Below are 17,210 nucleotides of genomic sequence, written 5' to 3'. Positions count from 1 at the left end.
AGTGCACTTTGAATACCAAAAGTTCTGAGGAATGAATGATGTACAGCTCCGGAACCTTTTTCTTTTTTCTCTTTTCCTCGGCGTTGTTGTTTGCGCTGGTTAACCGCGTGCTGCGCTATCGGTTAACTTATTTATCGGCTTTTTCCGTGCTGGCGGCATTTGGCTGGGGATATATATTTCAGGGCGACTATATCGTTCCCGTTGCGGTTTTTTTCAGCTTTTATATTCTCGTCACCTTAAAAGAGAAAGGCTGGTTAAAAACCTGGCAAGCGGTAACTTTAACATTAGTGCCTTTGTTCGCGGTGAAATTACATCTGAATAACCATTGGGGCATGATTGGCTTATCTTTTATGACCTTCCGCGCCATCGATGTTTTGCTCTATCGCAATAAAAAAGATGGCAACAATGTTTTGCACTACTTCTGTTACCTGTTTATGCCGTTTATTATTCTGGCCGGCCCTATGTACCGCTGGCGGACATGGATAACGGATATTAATAAACCCGTATTTACACTCACAAGTGAGCAATTTCTCATTGCCACAGAGCAAATTGTTACCGGCATCGTGCAGAAATTTTTATTCGCCATGCTGATCGATAACCTAGTGATCCAGGAATGGAGCCACCGCCCGTTTACATTCAGTGTGGGTGTGGTGATGTCGCTGGCCTACAGCGCCTATCTCTATTTTGATTTCGCTGGTTACAGCAATATGGCTATTGGTGCCGCTCGCCTGTTTGGCCTGAATGTTCCGGCAAACTTTAATATGCCCATTCTGGCGAAAAACCCGCAGGATTTCTGGCGTCGTTTCCACATCAGCCTTTCAGAGTGGCTGCGCGATGTGGTGTTTATGCCGATTTATATGAATTTAATGAAGCTCGACTTTTTCCGTCAGAACAAAACGCTGGCGCAGAATATCGGTATTTTCTGCACGCTGTTTTGTATGGGGGCATGGAACGGGCTCGAACGGCACTATGTGATTAGCGGCGCGCTGTTTGGCGCTATTTCTGTGGCACACAACATGCTGCTGTGGTCAGCCAAACGAAGCCCGACGCTGAACCGCTGGCTGCACTATCCCACCATTCTCTTTTTGGGACGCCTGTTAACGCTGGCAAGCGCTGCGGCATCTCTTTACATTTTTAGCGGAATGTCACCTCTATGAACCTACACTCTGACCTCCAGGCGCTGCAGGATTTCCTGCGTGCGGCATTACTCGATCCCGCCCGCCCGCATCAGTTAGCGATAAGCGGCAGCGACGACGCACTCAACTGGCAACAGCTTTCTGTCGCGGTGACAGACTGGGCCAAACGCTATCAGCGCTGTCAGCCTCAAGCCATGACACCCGTGGTGTTATACGGCCACCAGCAGGCGGAATTCGCCGTCGCCATCTATAGCTGCCTGCTGCATAACATTCCTTACATTCCGGTAGATTGCATCTACCCACAGGAGCGGCTGAAAGAGATTTGCCAGCTCGCCAGCGCGCCGTATTACTACGATGTCGCGATCCGGCAGTTTGTGCCTACCGGTGAAACCGGCCAGCCGCTGGCGGAGCCGGATCTCGCCTATATCATGTTCACCTCCGGCAGCACGGGTAAACCGAAAGGCGTGCAGATCGGCCGGGAAAGCGTATGGCACTTTATGCAGTGGGTACGCCAGGATTTCGCCTTGCCGGATGTACCGGTGCTGATGAATCACGCGGTGTTCAGCTTTGACCTTTCACTGATTCCTTTGTTGGCAAACCTGGCGACCGGCGGCCATATCGTGCTGAATGCTAAAGAGGATATCGCGGCGGAAAACTGGCTTGAGCGACTGAAAAATAACGCGGTCTCGGTCTGGGTTTCCACCCCCTCTTTCGCTTACCAGAAACTGCTCTCGCCGCAATTCAACAGTGATTATTTACCCGCGCTCAGCGTGTTTGTGTTTATCGGCGAAGTGCTTAACAAAGCGCTGGTCAAACAGCTGCGCCGCCGCTTCCCGCAGGCCAAAATTCTCAACTCCTACGGCCCGACCGAAGCGACAATCGCCACCACCGTTGTCGAAATCACTGACGAAATCCTCGCCAGCGAAAACGATCTGCTGCCGGTCGGCACCATGATGCCGGAAAGCCGAATGGAGATTACCGCCGACGGGGAGCTGATTATTTGGGGCAAAAACGTGATGCGCGGCTATCTCGGCCTGCCACAAGAGAACGCGGCGAAACTGCTGCACCGCGATGGCGAAAGCTGGCGCGGCTACAAGACCGGTGACCTGGGTTACGAAGATGGGCTTATTTACTGCCAGGGCCGCAACGACAGCCAGATCAAACTCAACGGTTACCGCATCGAAATCAACGAGATTGAAAACCGCCTGCTGGCAATGTCCGGCATTCGTGAAGCCGTGGTATTACCGCTGATGAAAGCGGGTGGCGGGGTGCTACGTATCGCGGCGTTTTGCGTAACCAATCTGGCGCCGGAGGCGATTAAACATTCGCTTGCACAGGTGGTACCGCCGTACATGGTGCCGTCGCAAATCATTATCCAGGAGGCTTTGCCGCTGAACCCTAACGGCAAAATCGACCGCAAACTGCTGGACACCCATGCCCGCAGCAACTGAATAGACAGGAAAAACCATGGAACAAGAAATTCTCGCGCTGTTTGAAAAAATTTTATCCCGCAAAGTGGGCTTTCATGATGAGCTGATTGAGTCCGATATTCTCGACTCCATCCTCGCCGTCGATATGGTGCTGGAAGTGCAGGACGTTTACGGCTGCATGATCCCACCGACAGAAGTCGCCAGCGTGCTGAAAACCCCGGCGGATTTAGCACAGTACATTGAAGAGCATCGCAGCTAACCAATCGTTTTCCGGTGTCGGGCGTTATCGTCTGGCACCGCTTCTTGCGTTTTGCTGGCGAATCCCGCCCTGTAAATCCTGGTTGTCATCATCCTTTAACACAGCTCGCGTACTTCTGTTGTCGATAATCGTTCCGCTTCGGCGAAGTGACCATGACGGCGTCACTTTTTCTATACTTGCGATCCCGCACATCCTGTAAAAATTTACCAACATTCGACTGATGTAAAATGTTGGCATTTTCCAACACAGAAACCCCATATTTAATATAAAAAATCTGTATAAATCACACTCAATAGATATTTACCCTAAATAAGGGGTAAAAAAAGCCCCTCAGCCATCGGAATCTTCTTCAACGATAACTTGATCAAAGCCGGATACACGCTCATAACAAATAGGACGGAGCATAATTTTTATCCCGTTGGTTTGCGACGCTAAAAGTGGAAAAACTGATAGCTGTACTGTTCCCACAGATTACGAAAGGACGGCATGCCATGAATATATTCGATCACTATCGCCAGCGTTATGAAGCTGCCAAGGACGAAGAGTTCACTCTGCAGGAGTTTCTTGCCATCTGTAAGCAAGATCGCAGCGCCTATGCGAATGCTGCTGAAAGGCTGCTGATGGCCATAGGGGAACCTGTGATGGTAGACACTGCCCAGGAGCCACGGCTTTCCCGTCTCTTTTCGAACCGGGTTATCGGACGCTACCCCGCGTTCGAGGAATTTTATGGAATGGAAGAGGCGATTGAGCAAATTGTCTCGTACCTGAAACACGCCGCGCAGGGTCTGGAAGAGAAGAAACAGATCCTGTACCTGCTCGGCCCGGTGGGCGGTGGTAAATCGTCACTGGCCGAACGCCTGAAATCCTTAATGCAGCGGGTGCCGATTTACGTGCTGAGCGCCAACGGCGAACGTAGCCCGGTCAACGACCACCCGTTGTGCCTGTTTAACCCGCAGGAAGACGCGCAAATTCTTGAAAAAGAGTACAGCGTCCCGCGCCGTTACCTCGGCACGATCATGTCGCCGTGGGCGGCGAAACGTCTGCATGAATTTGGCGGCGACATCAGCAAATTCCGCGTGGTGAAAGTCTGGCCGTCGATTTTGGAACAGATTGCGATTGCCAAAACAGAACCAGGCGATGAGAACAACCAGGACATTTCGGCGCTGGTTGGGAAGGTGGATATCCGTAAACTGGAAAACCACGCGCAAAACGATCCTGACGCCTACGGTTACTCCGGCGCACTGTGCCGCGCAAACCAGGGGATCATGGAATTCGTCGAAATGTTTAAAGCACCTATCAAGGTGCTCCACCCTCTGCTGACCGCCACGCAGGAAGGCAACTACAACGGTACAGAAGGTATCTCCGCCCTGCCGTTTAACGGCATCATCCTCGCCCACTCGAACGAATCCGAATGGGTACAGTTCCGTAACAACAAAAACAATGAGGCGTTCCTTGACCGCGTTTACATCGTCAAAGTGCCTTATTGCTTGCGCATCTCGGAAGAGATGAAAATTTACGAAAAACTGCTCAACCACAGTGAGCTGTCTCATGCGCCATGCGCACCGGGAACGCTCGAAACGCTGGCCCGCTTCTCGATTCTTTCGCGTCTGAAAGAGCCGGAAAACTCCAGTGTCTACTCGAAAATGCGTGTCTACGACGGTGAAAGCCTGAAAGATACCGATCCGAAAGCGAAGTCCTACCAGGAATACCGCGATTACGCCGGTGTTGATGAAGGGATGAACGGCCTGTCGACACGTTTTGCCTTTAAGATCCTCTCGCGCGTGTTCAACTTCGACCACGTCGAAGTGGCAGCCAACCCGGTTCACCTGTTCTACGTACTGGAACAACAAATTGAACGTGAGCAGTTCCCGCAAGAGCTGGCTGAACGTTACCTGGAGTTCCTGAAAGGCTATCTGATCCCGAAATACGCCGAGTTTATCGGCAAAGAGATCCAGACCGCTTACCTCGAATCCTATTCCGAATATGGGCAGAACATCTTCGATCGTTATGTCACCTATGCGGATTTCTGGATTCAGGATCAGGAGTACCGCGACCCGGATACCGGCCAGTTGTTTGACCGTGAATCCCTGAACGCGGAACTGGAAAAAATTGAAAAACCGGCCGGCATCAGCAACCCGAAAGATTTCCGTAATGAGATCGTCAACTTCGTGCTGCGCGCCCGCGCTAACAACAACGGACGCAACCCGAACTGGACCAGCTACGAAAAACTGCGCACGGTTATCGAGAAGAAAATGTTCTCGAATACTGAAGAGCTGTTGCCGGTGATTTCGTTCAACGCCAAAACCTCTACCGACGAGCAGAAAAAGCACGACGACTTTGTCGACCGTATGATGGAGAAAGGCTACACCCGCAAACAGGTTCGCCTGTTGTGCGAATGGTATCTGCGTGTACGTAAATCATCATAACAACGCACAGGCCGTGCTCTGTGCGCGGCCTGTTGCAACGTTGGCATACGCAGCGGGAGGGAACTATGACCTGGTTCATTGACCGGCGTTTGAACGGTAAAAATAAAAGCACGGTTAACCGCCAGCGATTTTTACGCCGTTATAAAGCGCAAATAAAGCAGTCGATCTCCGAAGCGATCAACAAGCGCTCGGTGACCGATGTGGAGAATGGCGAATCCGTCTCCATCCCGACGGAGGATATCAGCGAACCGATGTTCCATCAGGGGCGTGGCGGCTTACGCCATCGCGTGCATCCGGGAAACGACCATTTTGTACAGAATGACCGCATCGAGCGCCCGCAAGGCGGTGGTGGCGGTGGTGGCAGCGGCCAGGGCGAAGCCAGCCCTGACGGTGAAGGCCAGGATGAGTTTGTTTTCCAGATCTCCAAAGATGAGTACCTCGATTTGCTGTTCGAGGATCTGGCGCTGCCGAACCTGAAAAAGAACCAGCAACGGCAGCTTAATGAGTTTAAAACGCACCGCGCGGGTTACACCGCCAACGGCGTACCGGCGAATATCAGCGTCGTGCGTTCGTTGCAAAACTCGCTGGCACGTCGCACCGCTATGACGGCAGGAAAACGCCGTGAGCTGCGCGAACTGGAAAGTAGCCTTGAAACGGTCGCCAAAAGCGAACCTGCCCAATTACTGGAAGAGGAGCGTCTGCGTAAAGAGATTGCCGAACTGCGGGCAAAAATCGAGCGCGTGCCGTTTATCGACACCTTCGATTTACGTTACAAGAACTACGAAAAACGGCCGGAACCCTCCAGCCAGGCGGTGATGTTCTGCCTGATGGACGTTTCGGGTTCCATGGATCAAGCCACCAAAGATATGGCCAAACGTTTTTACATTCTGCTCTATCTGTTCCTGAGCCGAACCTATAAAAACGTCGAAGTGGTCTATATCCGCCATCATACGCAGGCGAAAGAGGTGGACGAGCATGAGTTCTTCTACTCGCAGGAAACGGGCGGCACCATCGTTTCCAGTGCCCTGAAACTGATGGATGAAGTGGTGAAAGATCGCTACGACCCGGCGCAGTGGAATATTTACGCCGCGCAGGCGTCGGACGGTGACAACTGGGCGGATGATTCACCGCTGTGTCACGAAATCCTGGCGAAGAAAATCCTGCCGGTGGTGCGTTACTACAGCTATATCGAGATCACCCGTCGGGCGCACCAGACGTTATGGCGCGAGTACGAACACCTGCAAACGATGTTCGATAATTTCGCCATTCAGCATATCCGCGATCAGGAGGATATCTACCCGGTATTCCGCGAACTGTTCCATAAGCAAACCGCCAATTCTGGCAGTTAATCTCGCTCAATCAGCCAGTTAAATTTATTTTCCTGGCTGATTTTTTTCATCCTGGGCGTTGACCAACAATAATCAGCTCATTGTCTGATTCTTTCGTCATTAATCTGTTCCTTCCATTTCAGGTAATTCATAAGTTGCCCCCTATAAAAGTTATTAATGGCGAGTTTTTACTGGAGAAATTACAGGCTGGTAGCGTTGTGGCAAGACCCTCACCCAATTAATTAAGCTACGCGAGCATCGATATAAAGAGGGCATTATCGGGTTGAAAATAGATTTCCTGAATGGCTCACTCTATTTACACCCTTTTTCCTGTTCCTTCTGACCGTCGACGATATTGTTTGTGATAAAGACATTACGAACACACTATTTGATATATTATATTTAACGCTGGCCTTTTTCACTCTCTCTTAAGGCCCTGCCGTGGCTTCTGGTCTATCCCGGCCAATTAATACTGTCCATGCTGAGTAATATCGCCTTGAGAGCACAGTAGCTATCCCTTTGAAAATTAGCCTGTAAAAAATCAAGAATGAATATATTCTCTTCGCCTCATATTTTCATCGGTTTTAGTTAAAGCCAGAAAAATCCTTGCCGATATCTTATATGTTTTACGTCTCTTCAGGCTCCTCTCTTAAATTATGTGGAACGAGGTTAAAATGTTCAGGAACTTACCTATCAAGAAAAAATTCTTTTTTGCCTTTGGGGTCGTTTTAGTATTACTACTGTCACTGTGTGCAAGCTTCTACAATAACTTTTCCAATATTGTTAATACTAACGAATGGAATATTCATAGCTGGCGTGTCATCGATAAAAGCCGAGCCCTGACCCAAAGCCTGGTGAATATGGAAACCGGCCTGCGTGGATATGCGATTAATGGTAAAGAGGAAATGCTGGCTCCGTGGAATTCAGGCAAAGAGGATTTTGTTAAATTTTGGCAGGACACTAAAGACTTAACTGCGGATAACCCTGCACAGCAGAAGCGCCTTGATAATTTGCTTAATCAGCAGAAAGAGTGGCAGGAGAAGTTTGTCGCAGAGTTACTCGATCACCGTCGCGCACTAAATGACGGGTCAATGACACAAGTGGATTTCACCAACGCCTTCGAAGCCAATACTGGCAAGCCGCAAATGGATCAGATGCGTAAAACCATTGATGAAATCGTCAATGACGAAACACATCTGCTCAGCGAACGCCAGAATTCTGTCGATTCCGTTCAAACTCAGACCAGGTTTACCTTGTTTATCGGCGCACTGTTGGGTGTTTTCATCGCTTCTGCTTTAGGCTATGTCCTTGCCCACACCATTACTCTTCCGCTTGAGGAAGCGGTAAAAGCGGCTAAAGCAATTGCCGCAGGCGATCTCTCTTCCCGTCTGGAAGCGCGTTCAAAAGATGAAACCGGCATTCTTATCAGAACCCTTACCGCCATGCAGGAGCAGCTCAAAAAAGTGGTGTCTGATATTCAGACCGCCGCGTCCTCTATCGACAGCGCCTCGAAAGAAGTCGCGATGGGCAATACGGATCTCTCTGTACGGACAGAGCAGCAAGCCGCCTCGCTGGAAGAAACCTCAGCCAGCATGGAGCAGCTAACGGCGACCGTAAGGCAAAACGCCTCTAACGCGCAAAACGCCAGCAGCCTGGCGTCTGACGCCTCCGAGGTTGCGCAGCAGGGCGGAAAAGTGGTGGACAAAGTCGTCTCGACCATGGCTGCCATTTATGACAGCTCACAAAGCGTGGTCGATATTATCGGCACCATAGAAAGCATCGCTTTCCAGACCAATATCCTGGCGCTCAACGCGGCAGTGGAAGCCGCTCGCGCTGGCGAGCAGGGGCGCGGTTTCGCCGTCGTGGCAAGCGAAGTACGCGCGCTGGCGCAGCGCAGCGCGACAGCGGCAAAAGATATTAAATCACTGATTGAAGCCTCGAATAATCGCATATCGGAAGGCACAGACCTGGTCGCTCAGGCGGGCAACACCATGGCTGAGATAGTCACGGCGATCAGCAACGTCTCAGCAATCATGTCAGAAATCTATACGGCCACCGGCGAGCAGGTTAACGGTATTGAGCATGTCGGCATCGCTATCACCCAGATGGATGAAGTGACCCAACAAAACGCCGCACTGGTTCAACAGGCCGCCGCCGCTGCCGCTTCTCTGGAAGATCAGGCTGCGCAGTTAAACCGCTCGGCGGCAATTTTTAAACTTGCCTGACAAAGGGATTTATTTTTAAAAAACCTCGCAACTATTTTGGCGTCTGTATTTGGTACAAATCGGATGGGCAGGAAGGTTGCAAATCGGCGATGAGCGAACAGCGGAAGTTAATAGTTACTTGCGTAAAGCATGAGTGATGCTGACCTGCTCCTCGTTGGTTAATACGTCTGATGTTAATAATGTCTTCCTAAGTCACATGAAGGCATCACCATGAAGACGCGTTTTAGCGACGCTATCTTGTACACCTGGCTGATGATGATTTCATAAAACTTAGCAGTAACTAAAGCGGGCCATCGGGGAGCGCCCGCTTTAATACAATTGCGATTGATCGACGCTACTTCAGCAGTCTGTTTGAAGCCTCAACGATTTCCTGTGACGTAACCTCTCTGTCAGAGGCGACACAAAACTCAGTATGATCGCCGGTTAGAGAATGAACTCCCGCATACATAATTTTAAGGTGAGCTTCCTCACCATTCGGGTATTCACGGAGTATGGTGGTAGTACCCTCTACAACGCTGACAGCAACCACCGGCTGTCGGTTGAAGAACACCAGAACATTTTTCATAAACACCCCTAACGTTGAGAAAAGGCCACAATAAGTGGCCTTTAATTAGTATCAGCTTGAAGTCAGAATGGTGATTCGCAGGAGCCACCCGCGCGATTCATGTTTTCTGTTCCACCAATAACCGCTGCCTTTCAGGTGTGGGCAAGACGACGGTGGATTGAGTCTACAGAGTTTTACGGTTTTCACAGCGCAAAGAGAAAGATGATGGCAGTTATGCTGTACACCTTGATTTTCATCTCCGATAAAACTGCTTGAGTAGTTTTAATCACTGCTCGCTGTGCAAGTTAGCCCGCTCATAGCGGCAACTTTTCAGTGGTGGTTATCCACCCGGTTTACTTTTCGGCGTTAGCTCCCGCGGTGTTTTAACGCTGCTGCGCTCTTTTAGATGCCTGCAACGTGGTTATTGCCCTGCAGGATGGTTGCACACCTCCCTCACACGGCTTAAGCCTCTATGACTGATTTGCATCAGTCCACACCTGCTTTTCGGGCGGCAAAGCGTTTGATAAACCCACCCATGAAATCTGGCCTCGGTAGCCAATAACCACGCTGGCTATATCGCGCAGCGCCCACGTTTCAAAGTCTCTTTACCTATGGAGCCTTAAGCCCGACGAAAATAGATGCTGCCAGAAGGTTTGAGGACTCGTCAGAATGGCGTCAGAAAGCCATCGCGCCACTTTAAAGCGCACTCGACGCCTTTCCACTGATTGTCCCGGCTATGAGTCCTAACGCTGAAGTAAGGCGGAGCAGTCACCATCAGGCCAATTGTGTTATCAGGAAGGGTTGCGATGTCATGCAGGCGATCAGCATTGATTAAATCAACACTGTTTACATTAATGGATGAATTGCCGTACAAAATAGCGGCTATTTACCCTGTTGACCGCGCGTAAATGTGGCACATTAATCCCATCGAAGCATTTGTGGCACGGCGGGCGTGGAGAACGTTTGCGTCGGTGCTGTTGCGCTCCGTTCATCCTGATGAACATATTGAGCCTGGTAGCGTCTGGCTACCTTTTGAAAAGAAACTAACAGTACACACAAAAAAGCGTTGTTTGTAGTGCTTGTATTTCTTCGCCGCCTCTTTAAGGCGGCTTTTTTATTTTCATCTCCCTGTACGTGAATTATTCTTTCTCTTCAACGTTTTCATCGGGAGTGAACATGTCTGAAATTGCCAGCCGTAACATCCATCAGCATTTGATAACCCTGCTTGAACAGCAAGAGGCGCGCTTTCGTGTCGTTGAACACGAAGCCGTCGGCAAATGCGAGGCCGTCAGTGAAATTCGCGGTACCGCGCTGGGCCAGGGGGCGAAAGCGCTGCTGTGTAAAATCAAAGGTAACGGGGTGAAAAAGCATGTGCTGGCGATCCTCGCCGCCGACTTACAGGCCGATCTTTCCCGCCTGGCGCAGCACTTTGGTGGCAGTAAAGCCTCGCTGGCAAGCCCGGCGGAAGTGGATGCGTTAACGGCATGCGTTTTTGGCGCGATCCCCCCGTTCAGCTTTCACCCGGATTTGCATCTGGTTGCCGACCCGGTACTGTTTCAGCGCTTTGATGACATCGCGTTTAACGCCGGGTTACTGGAGAAATCGGTGATCATGAATACCAGCGACTACCTGCGCATCGCCCGGCCAGAGCTGGTGGATTTTCGCCGCGAATAAGGCGCTTTTCCCGCTTACCAGCCGCTTCTTTCCAGGATCAATACGGAAATCACCAGCCCGGCGGCCAGCGTGAAGAACAGTGCGGTAATAATCAATACATCTGAAGGCATGATGGTCACTCGCAAAGGCCTGGTCTTTCACCGGGCGATGCCTCATTCATATCCCTGAATTATGAATTACCGATGACAATTCAGCTGACTTTTGATTAAAAACCGCCCTTCGCTTCTGGCAACTGCCTGAAATTATCTGCCTGCACGAAAAAAGCCTGTTTCATCACTGGTTTATGCGTAGAGTAAACAGGTTTCTTTGTTGGCAAGGAATTTCTGATGTTTGATACCACGCTGTTTATTCTGCTGGCGCTCGCGGCGCTGGGTTTTGTCAGCCATAACACCACCGTTGCTGTCTCCATCCTGGTGCTGATCATTGTACGCATCACCCCGCTCAACACCTTCTTCCCGTGGATTGAAAAGCAGGGGCTAACCGTTGGCATTATTATCCTCACCATTGGCGTGATGGCGCCGATTGCCAGCGGCTCATTGCCGCCTTCCACATTGCTGCATTCGTTTATGAACTGGAAATCGCTAATTGCGATTGCGGTCGGCGTTTTTGTCTCATGGCTGGGTGGGCGCGGCGTAACGTTGATGAGTTCGCAACCCTCGCTGGTGGCGGGATTACTGGTCGGCACCGTGTTGGGTGTGGCCCTGTTCCGGGGCGTTCCGGTCGGGCCACTGATTGCTGCCGGGTTGGTTTCGCTACTCATTGGCCGGCAGTGAGTGACGCCGCTGCCACTGTTTGACCGTAAATTCCAGCGCGCTGCACAGCAGGTAATAGACCAGGCCGGTAAAGACAAACAGCGCGGCAGGATAGACCTGCACCCGGTTATTCACCTGGCCTGCGACTGTCGTCAGTTCCGGTACGTTGACTATAAAAGCCAGCGACGTGTCTTTCAGCAGTGCGATAAGCAAACCGATATACGACGGCAACGCGTTGCGTAACGCCTGCGGCAACAGCACCAGCCGCAGGATTTGCGCACTGCCAAAGCCGCTACTGAGCGCGGCTTCATACTGCCCGTTCGGCAGCGCCCCGAGCGCGGCAAGGGTCGAATACATCACTGCCGCCGAGGTAAACCATGCCAGCGCCAGCGTCACGGTCACCGCGCCGGGAAGATCGGCACCGGTTAACCAGGGCAGTAAAAACCACAGCCAGAAGATGACGAAAATCAGTGGAATGCCGCGAATCAACTCCGCCCAGAGAAAGAGCACTTTGCGGGGCCAGCCGCGAAACCGCCACGCACAGCACGCCAGCAGCACACCTCCGGGAAACGCCAGAATCGCCGCGCCGATGGTCATCAACAGCGATAGCAGCCCCCCGCCAGGCTCGCCCTGCGCCGCTCGCCCCCACAGTAAATAGTCGAGGTTATCGGTGATCACGGTGATATTAGCGATCATGTTGCACCCCCGCAGCACGGCGCAGCGCCCGCCAGTGGCGTGGCAGGTTAAACAACACGCTCATCACCAGCCCCAGCAGCAAATAGAGCGCGCTGCCGATGGCAAACGCTTCCAGCGCGTGGGCGTTAAAACTCTCGATTTGCCGGGTCTGGTAAGTTAATTCCCCCAGCCCAATGCCGGTCGCCAGTGAAGAGAGCTTCATCAGATTCAGATACTGCCCCACTACCGGCTGCCAGGCATTCTGTAACCCCTGCGGCAGCAACACCCAACGGAATAACGCCAGCGGACCAAAGCCCTGCGACTGCGCGGCTTCAACCTGTCCGCGCGGCACCGCATGCAGACCCGCCTGGATCTCTTCGACCAGAAAAGCAGCGGTAAACAGCCCCAGCGCCCAGGCCGATGAGAGAAACTCTGGCGTAAACCACCAGACATCGCCCGGCAGGATGCTGAACGTGTGGTCGTCGTTAACGTACTGGCGAAAACTCAGCGGCAGCACATTCCAGGCGGCGAAATACCAGAACAAAAGTTGCACCAGAAGCGGCGTATTGCGAAACAGCGACACCCACACCGCCACCACGCTCCGCCCCGCCTTGCCACCAGCGAGACGCAGTGCCAGCAGCAGTACCGTCAATACCGTCGCCAGCACGGTTCCCGCCACGGTCACCCAGATGGTGGTAAGAAACCCGGAAGTGATCCATTGTGCGGGCTGCCCGGAAAGCACGCCCGCCCAGTCGAGATGCAGCACCATCACAACTCCTTGCTATCGGCATGCAGCGGGTTGAGCACTTTCTGTAAAAAGCGCTGCGCGCGCGGGTGCTGCGGGGCAGAGAAGAATTGCGCCGGTGCTGCCTGCTCAAGGATTTCGCCCCCGTCGATAAAGATCACGCGATCGGCAATTTCCCGGGCAAACTGCATCTCATGGGTCACCACAATCAGCGTAATGCCGCTGTGCGCCAGCGATTTCATTACCTGCAACACTTCGCCGATCATCTCCGGATCAAGCGCCGAGGTAGGCTCATCAAATAGAATGATATGCGGATCGGCGGCCAGCGTGCGGGCGATTGCCACACGTTGCTGTTGCCCGCCGGAAAGCTGCGCCGGATAGTGATGCGCTTTATCCTGCAAGCCAACGCGAGCCAGCAGCGCCAGCGCGATGGCCTGCGCCTCGGCGGCGCTTTTGCCGTGAATACGACGTAAGGCCAGCGTAATGTTATCCAGCGCGTTGAGGTGGGCATAAAGATTAAACTGCTGAAAGACGAAACCGACATGGCGGCGCAACTCGCGAAGCTGGCGCCCTTTCAGCTGGCTGGTCGGCTGACCGTCAACATAGATTTCCCCGCCGCTCAGGGTTTCGAGCTGGTTAATCAAACGGATAAGCGTTGATTTACCGGAACCCGATGGCCCGCACACCGCCAGCACTTCTCCGGCGGCAACCTGTAAATCAATCGACTTTAATACCACGTTGTCGCCATAGCGTTTGCTCGCCTGGCGAAACTCCACCGTGCCTTTCGCCACGGGCAAGACCTCTGTGGCATCCGCCACAGAGGTAGAAAACAGACCTGCCAGCATAGTTACTTCGCTTCTATGGTAAAGCTGCGTGGAGCGGGCGTTTTGGTTTGCGGACCAAACCAGGTGTCGTAGATTTTTGCCGCGTCGCCGTTTTTCTCAAGATTAACCAGCTCAGTATTTACCGCGTTAAGCAGTGCGGTTTCGCCTTTGCTGACGCCGACGCCAATCTCCTCTTTTGACAGCAGATCCGGCAGGATTTTGTATTTCGCTTTATCCGGCGCTTCCGCCAGCAGCCCGGCCAGAATGGTGCTGTCCTGGGTGATCGCCTGCACGTTGCCGTTACGTAACGCGGTTAATGCCAGTGGGATATCATCATAGGCCAGCACGCGAGCTTGCGGGAAACGCTGGTGCAGCGTTTGCTCGCCGGTGGTGCCTTTAACCGCGCCAATGCGCGCTTTGCTGTAGGCATCCAGCTTGTCGGCCGCAGACGCCGGTACGAGGAATTGCTGGCCGGTCACAAAATATGGCGTGGAGAAGTCGATGACCTGCGCGCGTTCCGGGGTGATGGTGATATCCGCAACGATCAAATCCACTTTGCCCGATTGCAATAGCGGAATGCGGTTCGCCGGGTTCGTCGCCACCAGTTGCAGTTTTACGCCGAGGCTTTTTGCCAGTGCTTTGGCAAAATCGACGTCATAACCCACGATATCATGCGATTTCGCATCGATAGCGCCGAACGGCGGGTTGGCGTCAAAAGTCGCTACTTTGACGACACCAGCGGCTTTGATATCCGCCAGTTTGTCTGCGTGAGCGGAAAAAGAGAGCGCTGAAAGCAGCGCCAGTGCGCTGATTGCGCTTATTTTTTTCGTATATGATGAGGTTGCCATGCTAATCCTTGTGCCCTGTTATTGTGTTAATTGAGCGCTAAAGTCACACAACCTTATTCATCAGACAAATATCAAAAAGTGCATTGATTATCCGGAAAAGTTATAAAAAACAAGCCTCCCATACTTACTGCTTATCTTTCCCGCTCTGCCAGTACAAACACGCCAAATCCACACAAAAACAACGGAATAGAAAGCAGAAAATGTCACGCTTCACCGAGCGCCGCCAGATAACGCCCCGGCGTCTGTCCAAGCCCTTTTTTAAACATGGTGATAAAGGCGGTCGTCGAGTCATACCCGAGCGCCTGCGCAATATGCTGCACCGGATGGCCGTCAATTAATAACCGTAGCGCGAGGATCAGTTGCATCTGGTGCCGCCAGCGACGAAAGCTCAGCCCTGTCTCCCTGACGACCAGCCGCGCCAGATTGCGCTCGCTCATGGCAAATACCTGCGCCCACTGCGTCAGGGTTTGCCTGTCTGCCGGGTTGCTTTCCATGCTGTCGACCATCTGGCGGATTTTCGGATGCGCGGAAACCGGTAGCTGCAAGTGCATTTGCGGCTGCGCCGGCAGTTCATCAAACAGCACCGCTACCAGTCGCCGGGTGGCGGGTTGGCAGCGCTGGGCAGGCGTGCGTGTGGCTAATGTGAGGATTAACTCGCGTACCAGTGCCGACACTTTGAGCGTACAGCAATGCTCCGGCATCACCACCGCCCAGGGTTCAATAAACAGGAAACAGAGTTGCGCATTCGCTGTCGCGCGATTGCTGTGCGGAACCTGCCCCGGAAGCCACATCGCATGGTGCGGCGGCACCATCCAGCGGGCATGTTCGACCTCGCAGGTAATCGCGCCTTTCAACGCCAGAATGAGTTGCCCTTTGCGGTGGTGATGCGCCGGGATCAATTGTTCACTCTCTTCAACGGTAATGCTGAACGCCACCGCCGCTTCCTGCTGGCTATCCGGATCGTAGCCGCCGAGCCCAAGTCCGTGCATTATTTTGTCCGAATTTAGCGATAAAGTGTCATTTTAGCTTGATTCAAACAGCGGCAAAAAACGTTATCGTAGCGGCCTGTTATTTTTTCAGAGAAGACAATGACTAACCGCCTTTCCTCCCGCGGTAAGCAAAGCGTGTTGCTGATTGCCGGGATCCTGATGATAGCGACCACGCTGCGTGTCACCTTTACTGGCGCAGCGCCGTTGCTGGACGCCATTCGCGCGGAATATGGTTTAACCACGGCGCAAACCGGCATGCTCACCACCCTGCCACTGCTGGCTTTCGCATTGATATCGCCGCTGGCGGCCGGTGTGGCGCGCCGTTTCGGCATGGAACGCAGCCTGTTCGCGGCGATGGTGCTGATTTGCCTTGGCATCGCCCTTCGTTCCCTGCCCTCCGCACTGCTGCTGTTTACGGGGACAGCGATCATCGGCTGCGGGATCGCACTCGGCAACGTGCTGCTGCCGGGGATAATAAAACGCGACTTCGCCCAACATGTGGCGAAACTGACGGGCGCTTACTCACTCACCATGGGTGCTGCGGCGGCGCTCGGCTCGTCGGTCGTTGTGCCGCTGGCGCAATACGGTGCAGGCTGGCATGGCGCATTATTGATGCTGATGATCTTTCCGTTACTGGCGCTGTTGCTATGGCTACCCAGGCTGCGCCACGGCGCACCTGCGGCACTCAGTAACACCGGCGCGCTGCATAGCCGCAGGATTTGGCGCTCGTGGCTTGCCTGGCAGGTCACGCTGTTTTTAGGCATCAACTCATTAATCTATTACATCGTGATTGGCTGGCTGCCGTCGATTCTGATCGCGCACGGCTTCAGTGAAGCGCAGGCGGGTTCTGTACATGGCATTCTGCAACTGGCGACGGCAGTACCGGGTCTGCTGGTGCCGCTGGTTCTGCACCGGCTGAAAGATCAGCGCGGTATCGCTGTCGTGGTCGCGCTGCTGTGTTCCGTTGGTTCACTGGGATTGTGGCTGATGCCGGAACATGCCACGCTCTGGACCCTTGTTTTTGGCTTTGGCTCCGGCGCGACCATGATCCTCGGGTTAACATTTATCGGGCTGCGAGCCAGCACCGCTCACCAGGCCGCCGCGCTTTCCGGTATGGCGCAATCGGTCGGCTACCTGCTGGCGGCTTGCGGGCCGCCGCTGATGGGGAAAATTCATGATGCCAGCGGCGACTGGCATCTTCCGCTACTGGCATGTGCCGTGTTATCGGTTGTTATGGCGGTGTGCGGGGCGTTCGCCGGGCGCGATCGCGAAATGGTGTAATGCCTGCAAACCACTCGCCACCTCTTCAGAAGGTGGTTCAGGGGTGACAACAAAAAACAGGCCCGCAGGCCTGT

At 53.1% G+C, this 17,210-nt stretch carries 16 protein-coding genes; 9 read left to right on the top strand and 7 right to left on the bottom strand.

Translation table 11 applies throughout. The annotated features are described in order from the left end of the window. Window positions 1-38 precede the first annotated feature (38 nt). From IP581_RS09685 to IP581_RS24040, 6 genes are all read left to right on the top strand, one after another. Window positions 39-1,157, top strand: a complete 1,119-nt coding sequence (locus tag IP581_RS09685) for an MBOAT family O-acyltransferase (RefSeq protein WP_193822674.1) — start codon at window positions 39-41, stop codon at window positions 1,155-1,157. Beyond that, entirely contained in the window at window positions 1,154-2,587 is a 1,434-nt protein-coding gene (locus IP581_RS09680; protein WP_193822415.1) for an AMP-binding protein, read from the top strand. The genes IP581_RS09685 and IP581_RS09680 overlap by 4 nt, the downstream gene beginning before the upstream one ends. A gap of 16 nt (window positions 2,588-2,603) precedes the next feature. Then, window positions 2,604-2,825, top strand: coding sequence for an acyl carrier protein (locus tag IP581_RS09675; RefSeq protein ID WP_020454034.1), 222 nt, complete (start codon window positions 2,604-2,606; stop codon window positions 2,823-2,825). 491 nt (window positions 2,826-3,316) lie between these two features. Continuing rightward, window positions 3,317-5,251, top strand: a complete 1,935-nt coding sequence (yeaG, locus tag IP581_RS09670) for a protein kinase YeaG (RefSeq protein WP_086869517.1) — start codon at window positions 3,317-3,319, stop codon at window positions 5,249-5,251. A gap of 65 nt (window positions 5,252-5,316) precedes the next feature. Then, a complete protein-coding gene (locus IP581_RS09665; RefSeq protein WP_086869519.1) occupies window positions 5,317-6,600 on the top strand; it encodes a YeaH/YhbH family protein in 1,284 nt (427 codons plus the stop codon). A 653-nt stretch (window positions 6,601-7,253) separates the two neighbouring features. Next, entirely contained in the window at window positions 7,254-8,804 is a 1,551-nt protein-coding gene (locus IP581_RS24040) for a methyl-accepting chemotaxis protein (protein WP_193822414.1), read from the top strand. Window positions 8,805-9,138: 334 nt separating this feature from the next. Here the strand turns inward: IP581_RS24040 and IP581_RS23875 are convergent, their stop codons facing one another. Then, the gene (locus IP581_RS23875; RefSeq protein WP_086869521.1) at window positions 9,139-9,369 is read right to left on the bottom strand and encodes a hypothetical protein; all 231 of its coding nucleotides are present in this window, start codon (window positions 9,367-9,369) and stop codon (window positions 9,139-9,141) included. A 1,155-nt stretch (window positions 9,370-10,524) separates the two neighbouring features. Here IP581_RS23875 and IP581_RS09655 point away from each other — a divergent pair. Then, a complete protein-coding gene (locus IP581_RS09655; RefSeq protein ID WP_086869523.1) occupies window positions 10,525-11,022 on the top strand; it encodes a YbaK/prolyl-tRNA synthetase associated domain-containing protein in 498 nt (165 codons plus the stop codon). Window positions 11,023-11,036: 14 nt separating this feature from the next. On the opposite strand, the gene IP581_RS24170 is transcribed toward IP581_RS09655, so the two are convergent. Then, window positions 11,037-11,132 (bottom strand): hypothetical protein, encoded by a 96-nt coding sequence (locus tag IP581_RS24170; protein WP_020454038.1) that lies wholly within the window; start codon window positions 11,130-11,132, stop codon window positions 11,037-11,039. Between the two features lie 216 nt (window positions 11,133-11,348). On the opposite strand from IP581_RS24170, the gene IP581_RS09650 reads away from it, so the two are divergent. Further along, window positions 11,349-11,795, top strand: coding sequence for a DUF441 domain-containing protein (locus tag IP581_RS09650; RefSeq protein WP_193822413.1), 447 nt, complete (start codon window positions 11,349-11,351; stop codon window positions 11,793-11,795). Here the strand turns inward: IP581_RS09650 and IP581_RS09645 are convergent. The 5 genes from IP581_RS09645 to IP581_RS09625 form a co-directional block, all read right to left on the bottom strand. Next, on the bottom strand, window positions 11,775-12,470 hold the full coding sequence (locus IP581_RS09645) for an amino acid ABC transporter permease (protein WP_193822412.1): 696 nt from the start codon (window positions 12,468-12,470) through the stop codon (window positions 11,775-11,777). The two genes, IP581_RS09650 and IP581_RS09645, sit on opposite strands and share 21 nt — an antisense overlap. Continuing rightward, window positions 12,460-13,218 carry an amino acid ABC transporter permease gene (locus IP581_RS09640; RefSeq protein ID WP_193822411.1) on the bottom strand — a complete coding sequence of 253 codons (759 nt, stop codon included), beginning with the start codon at window positions 13,216-13,218 and terminating at the stop codon, window positions 12,460-12,462. The genes IP581_RS09645 and IP581_RS09640 overlap by 11 nt, the downstream gene beginning before the upstream one ends. Continuing rightward, window positions 13,218-14,039: an amino acid ABC transporter ATP-binding protein gene (locus IP581_RS09635; protein ID WP_097400033.1), complete on the bottom strand. Its 822-nt coding sequence runs from the start codon at window positions 14,037-14,039 to the stop codon at window positions 13,218-13,220. Before IP581_RS09635 ends, IP581_RS09640 begins: the two co-directional genes overlap by 1 nt. Window positions 14,040-14,041: 2 nt before the next feature. Next, window positions 14,042-14,866, bottom strand: a complete 825-nt coding sequence (locus IP581_RS09630) for an ABC transporter substrate-binding protein (RefSeq protein ID WP_193822410.1) — start codon at window positions 14,864-14,866, stop codon at window positions 14,042-14,044. Between the two features lie 203 nt (window positions 14,867-15,069). After that, the gene (locus IP581_RS09625; RefSeq protein ID WP_407659131.1) at window positions 15,070-15,855 is read right to left on the bottom strand and encodes an AraC family transcriptional regulator; all 786 of its coding nucleotides are present in this window, start codon (window positions 15,853-15,855) and stop codon (window positions 15,070-15,072) included. A 99-nt stretch (window positions 15,856-15,954) separates the two neighbouring features. Here IP581_RS09625 and IP581_RS09620 point away from each other — a divergent pair, with 99 nt between their 5' ends. Continuing rightward, window positions 15,955-17,136 (top strand): CynX/NimT family MFS transporter, encoded by a 1,182-nt coding sequence (locus IP581_RS09620; RefSeq protein ID WP_193822409.1) that lies wholly within the window; start codon window positions 15,955-15,957, stop codon window positions 17,134-17,136. Window positions 17,137-17,210: the final 74 nt, after the last annotated feature.

This window comes from Kosakonia pseudosacchari (genome assembly GCF_015167415.1).
Lineage (GTDB): Bacteria > Pseudomonadota > Gammaproteobacteria > Enterobacterales > Enterobacteriaceae > Kosakonia > Kosakonia pseudosacchari.
Note: the sequence above shows the minus strand (reverse complement) of the source record. Positions and strands in the feature narration are given on the sequence as shown.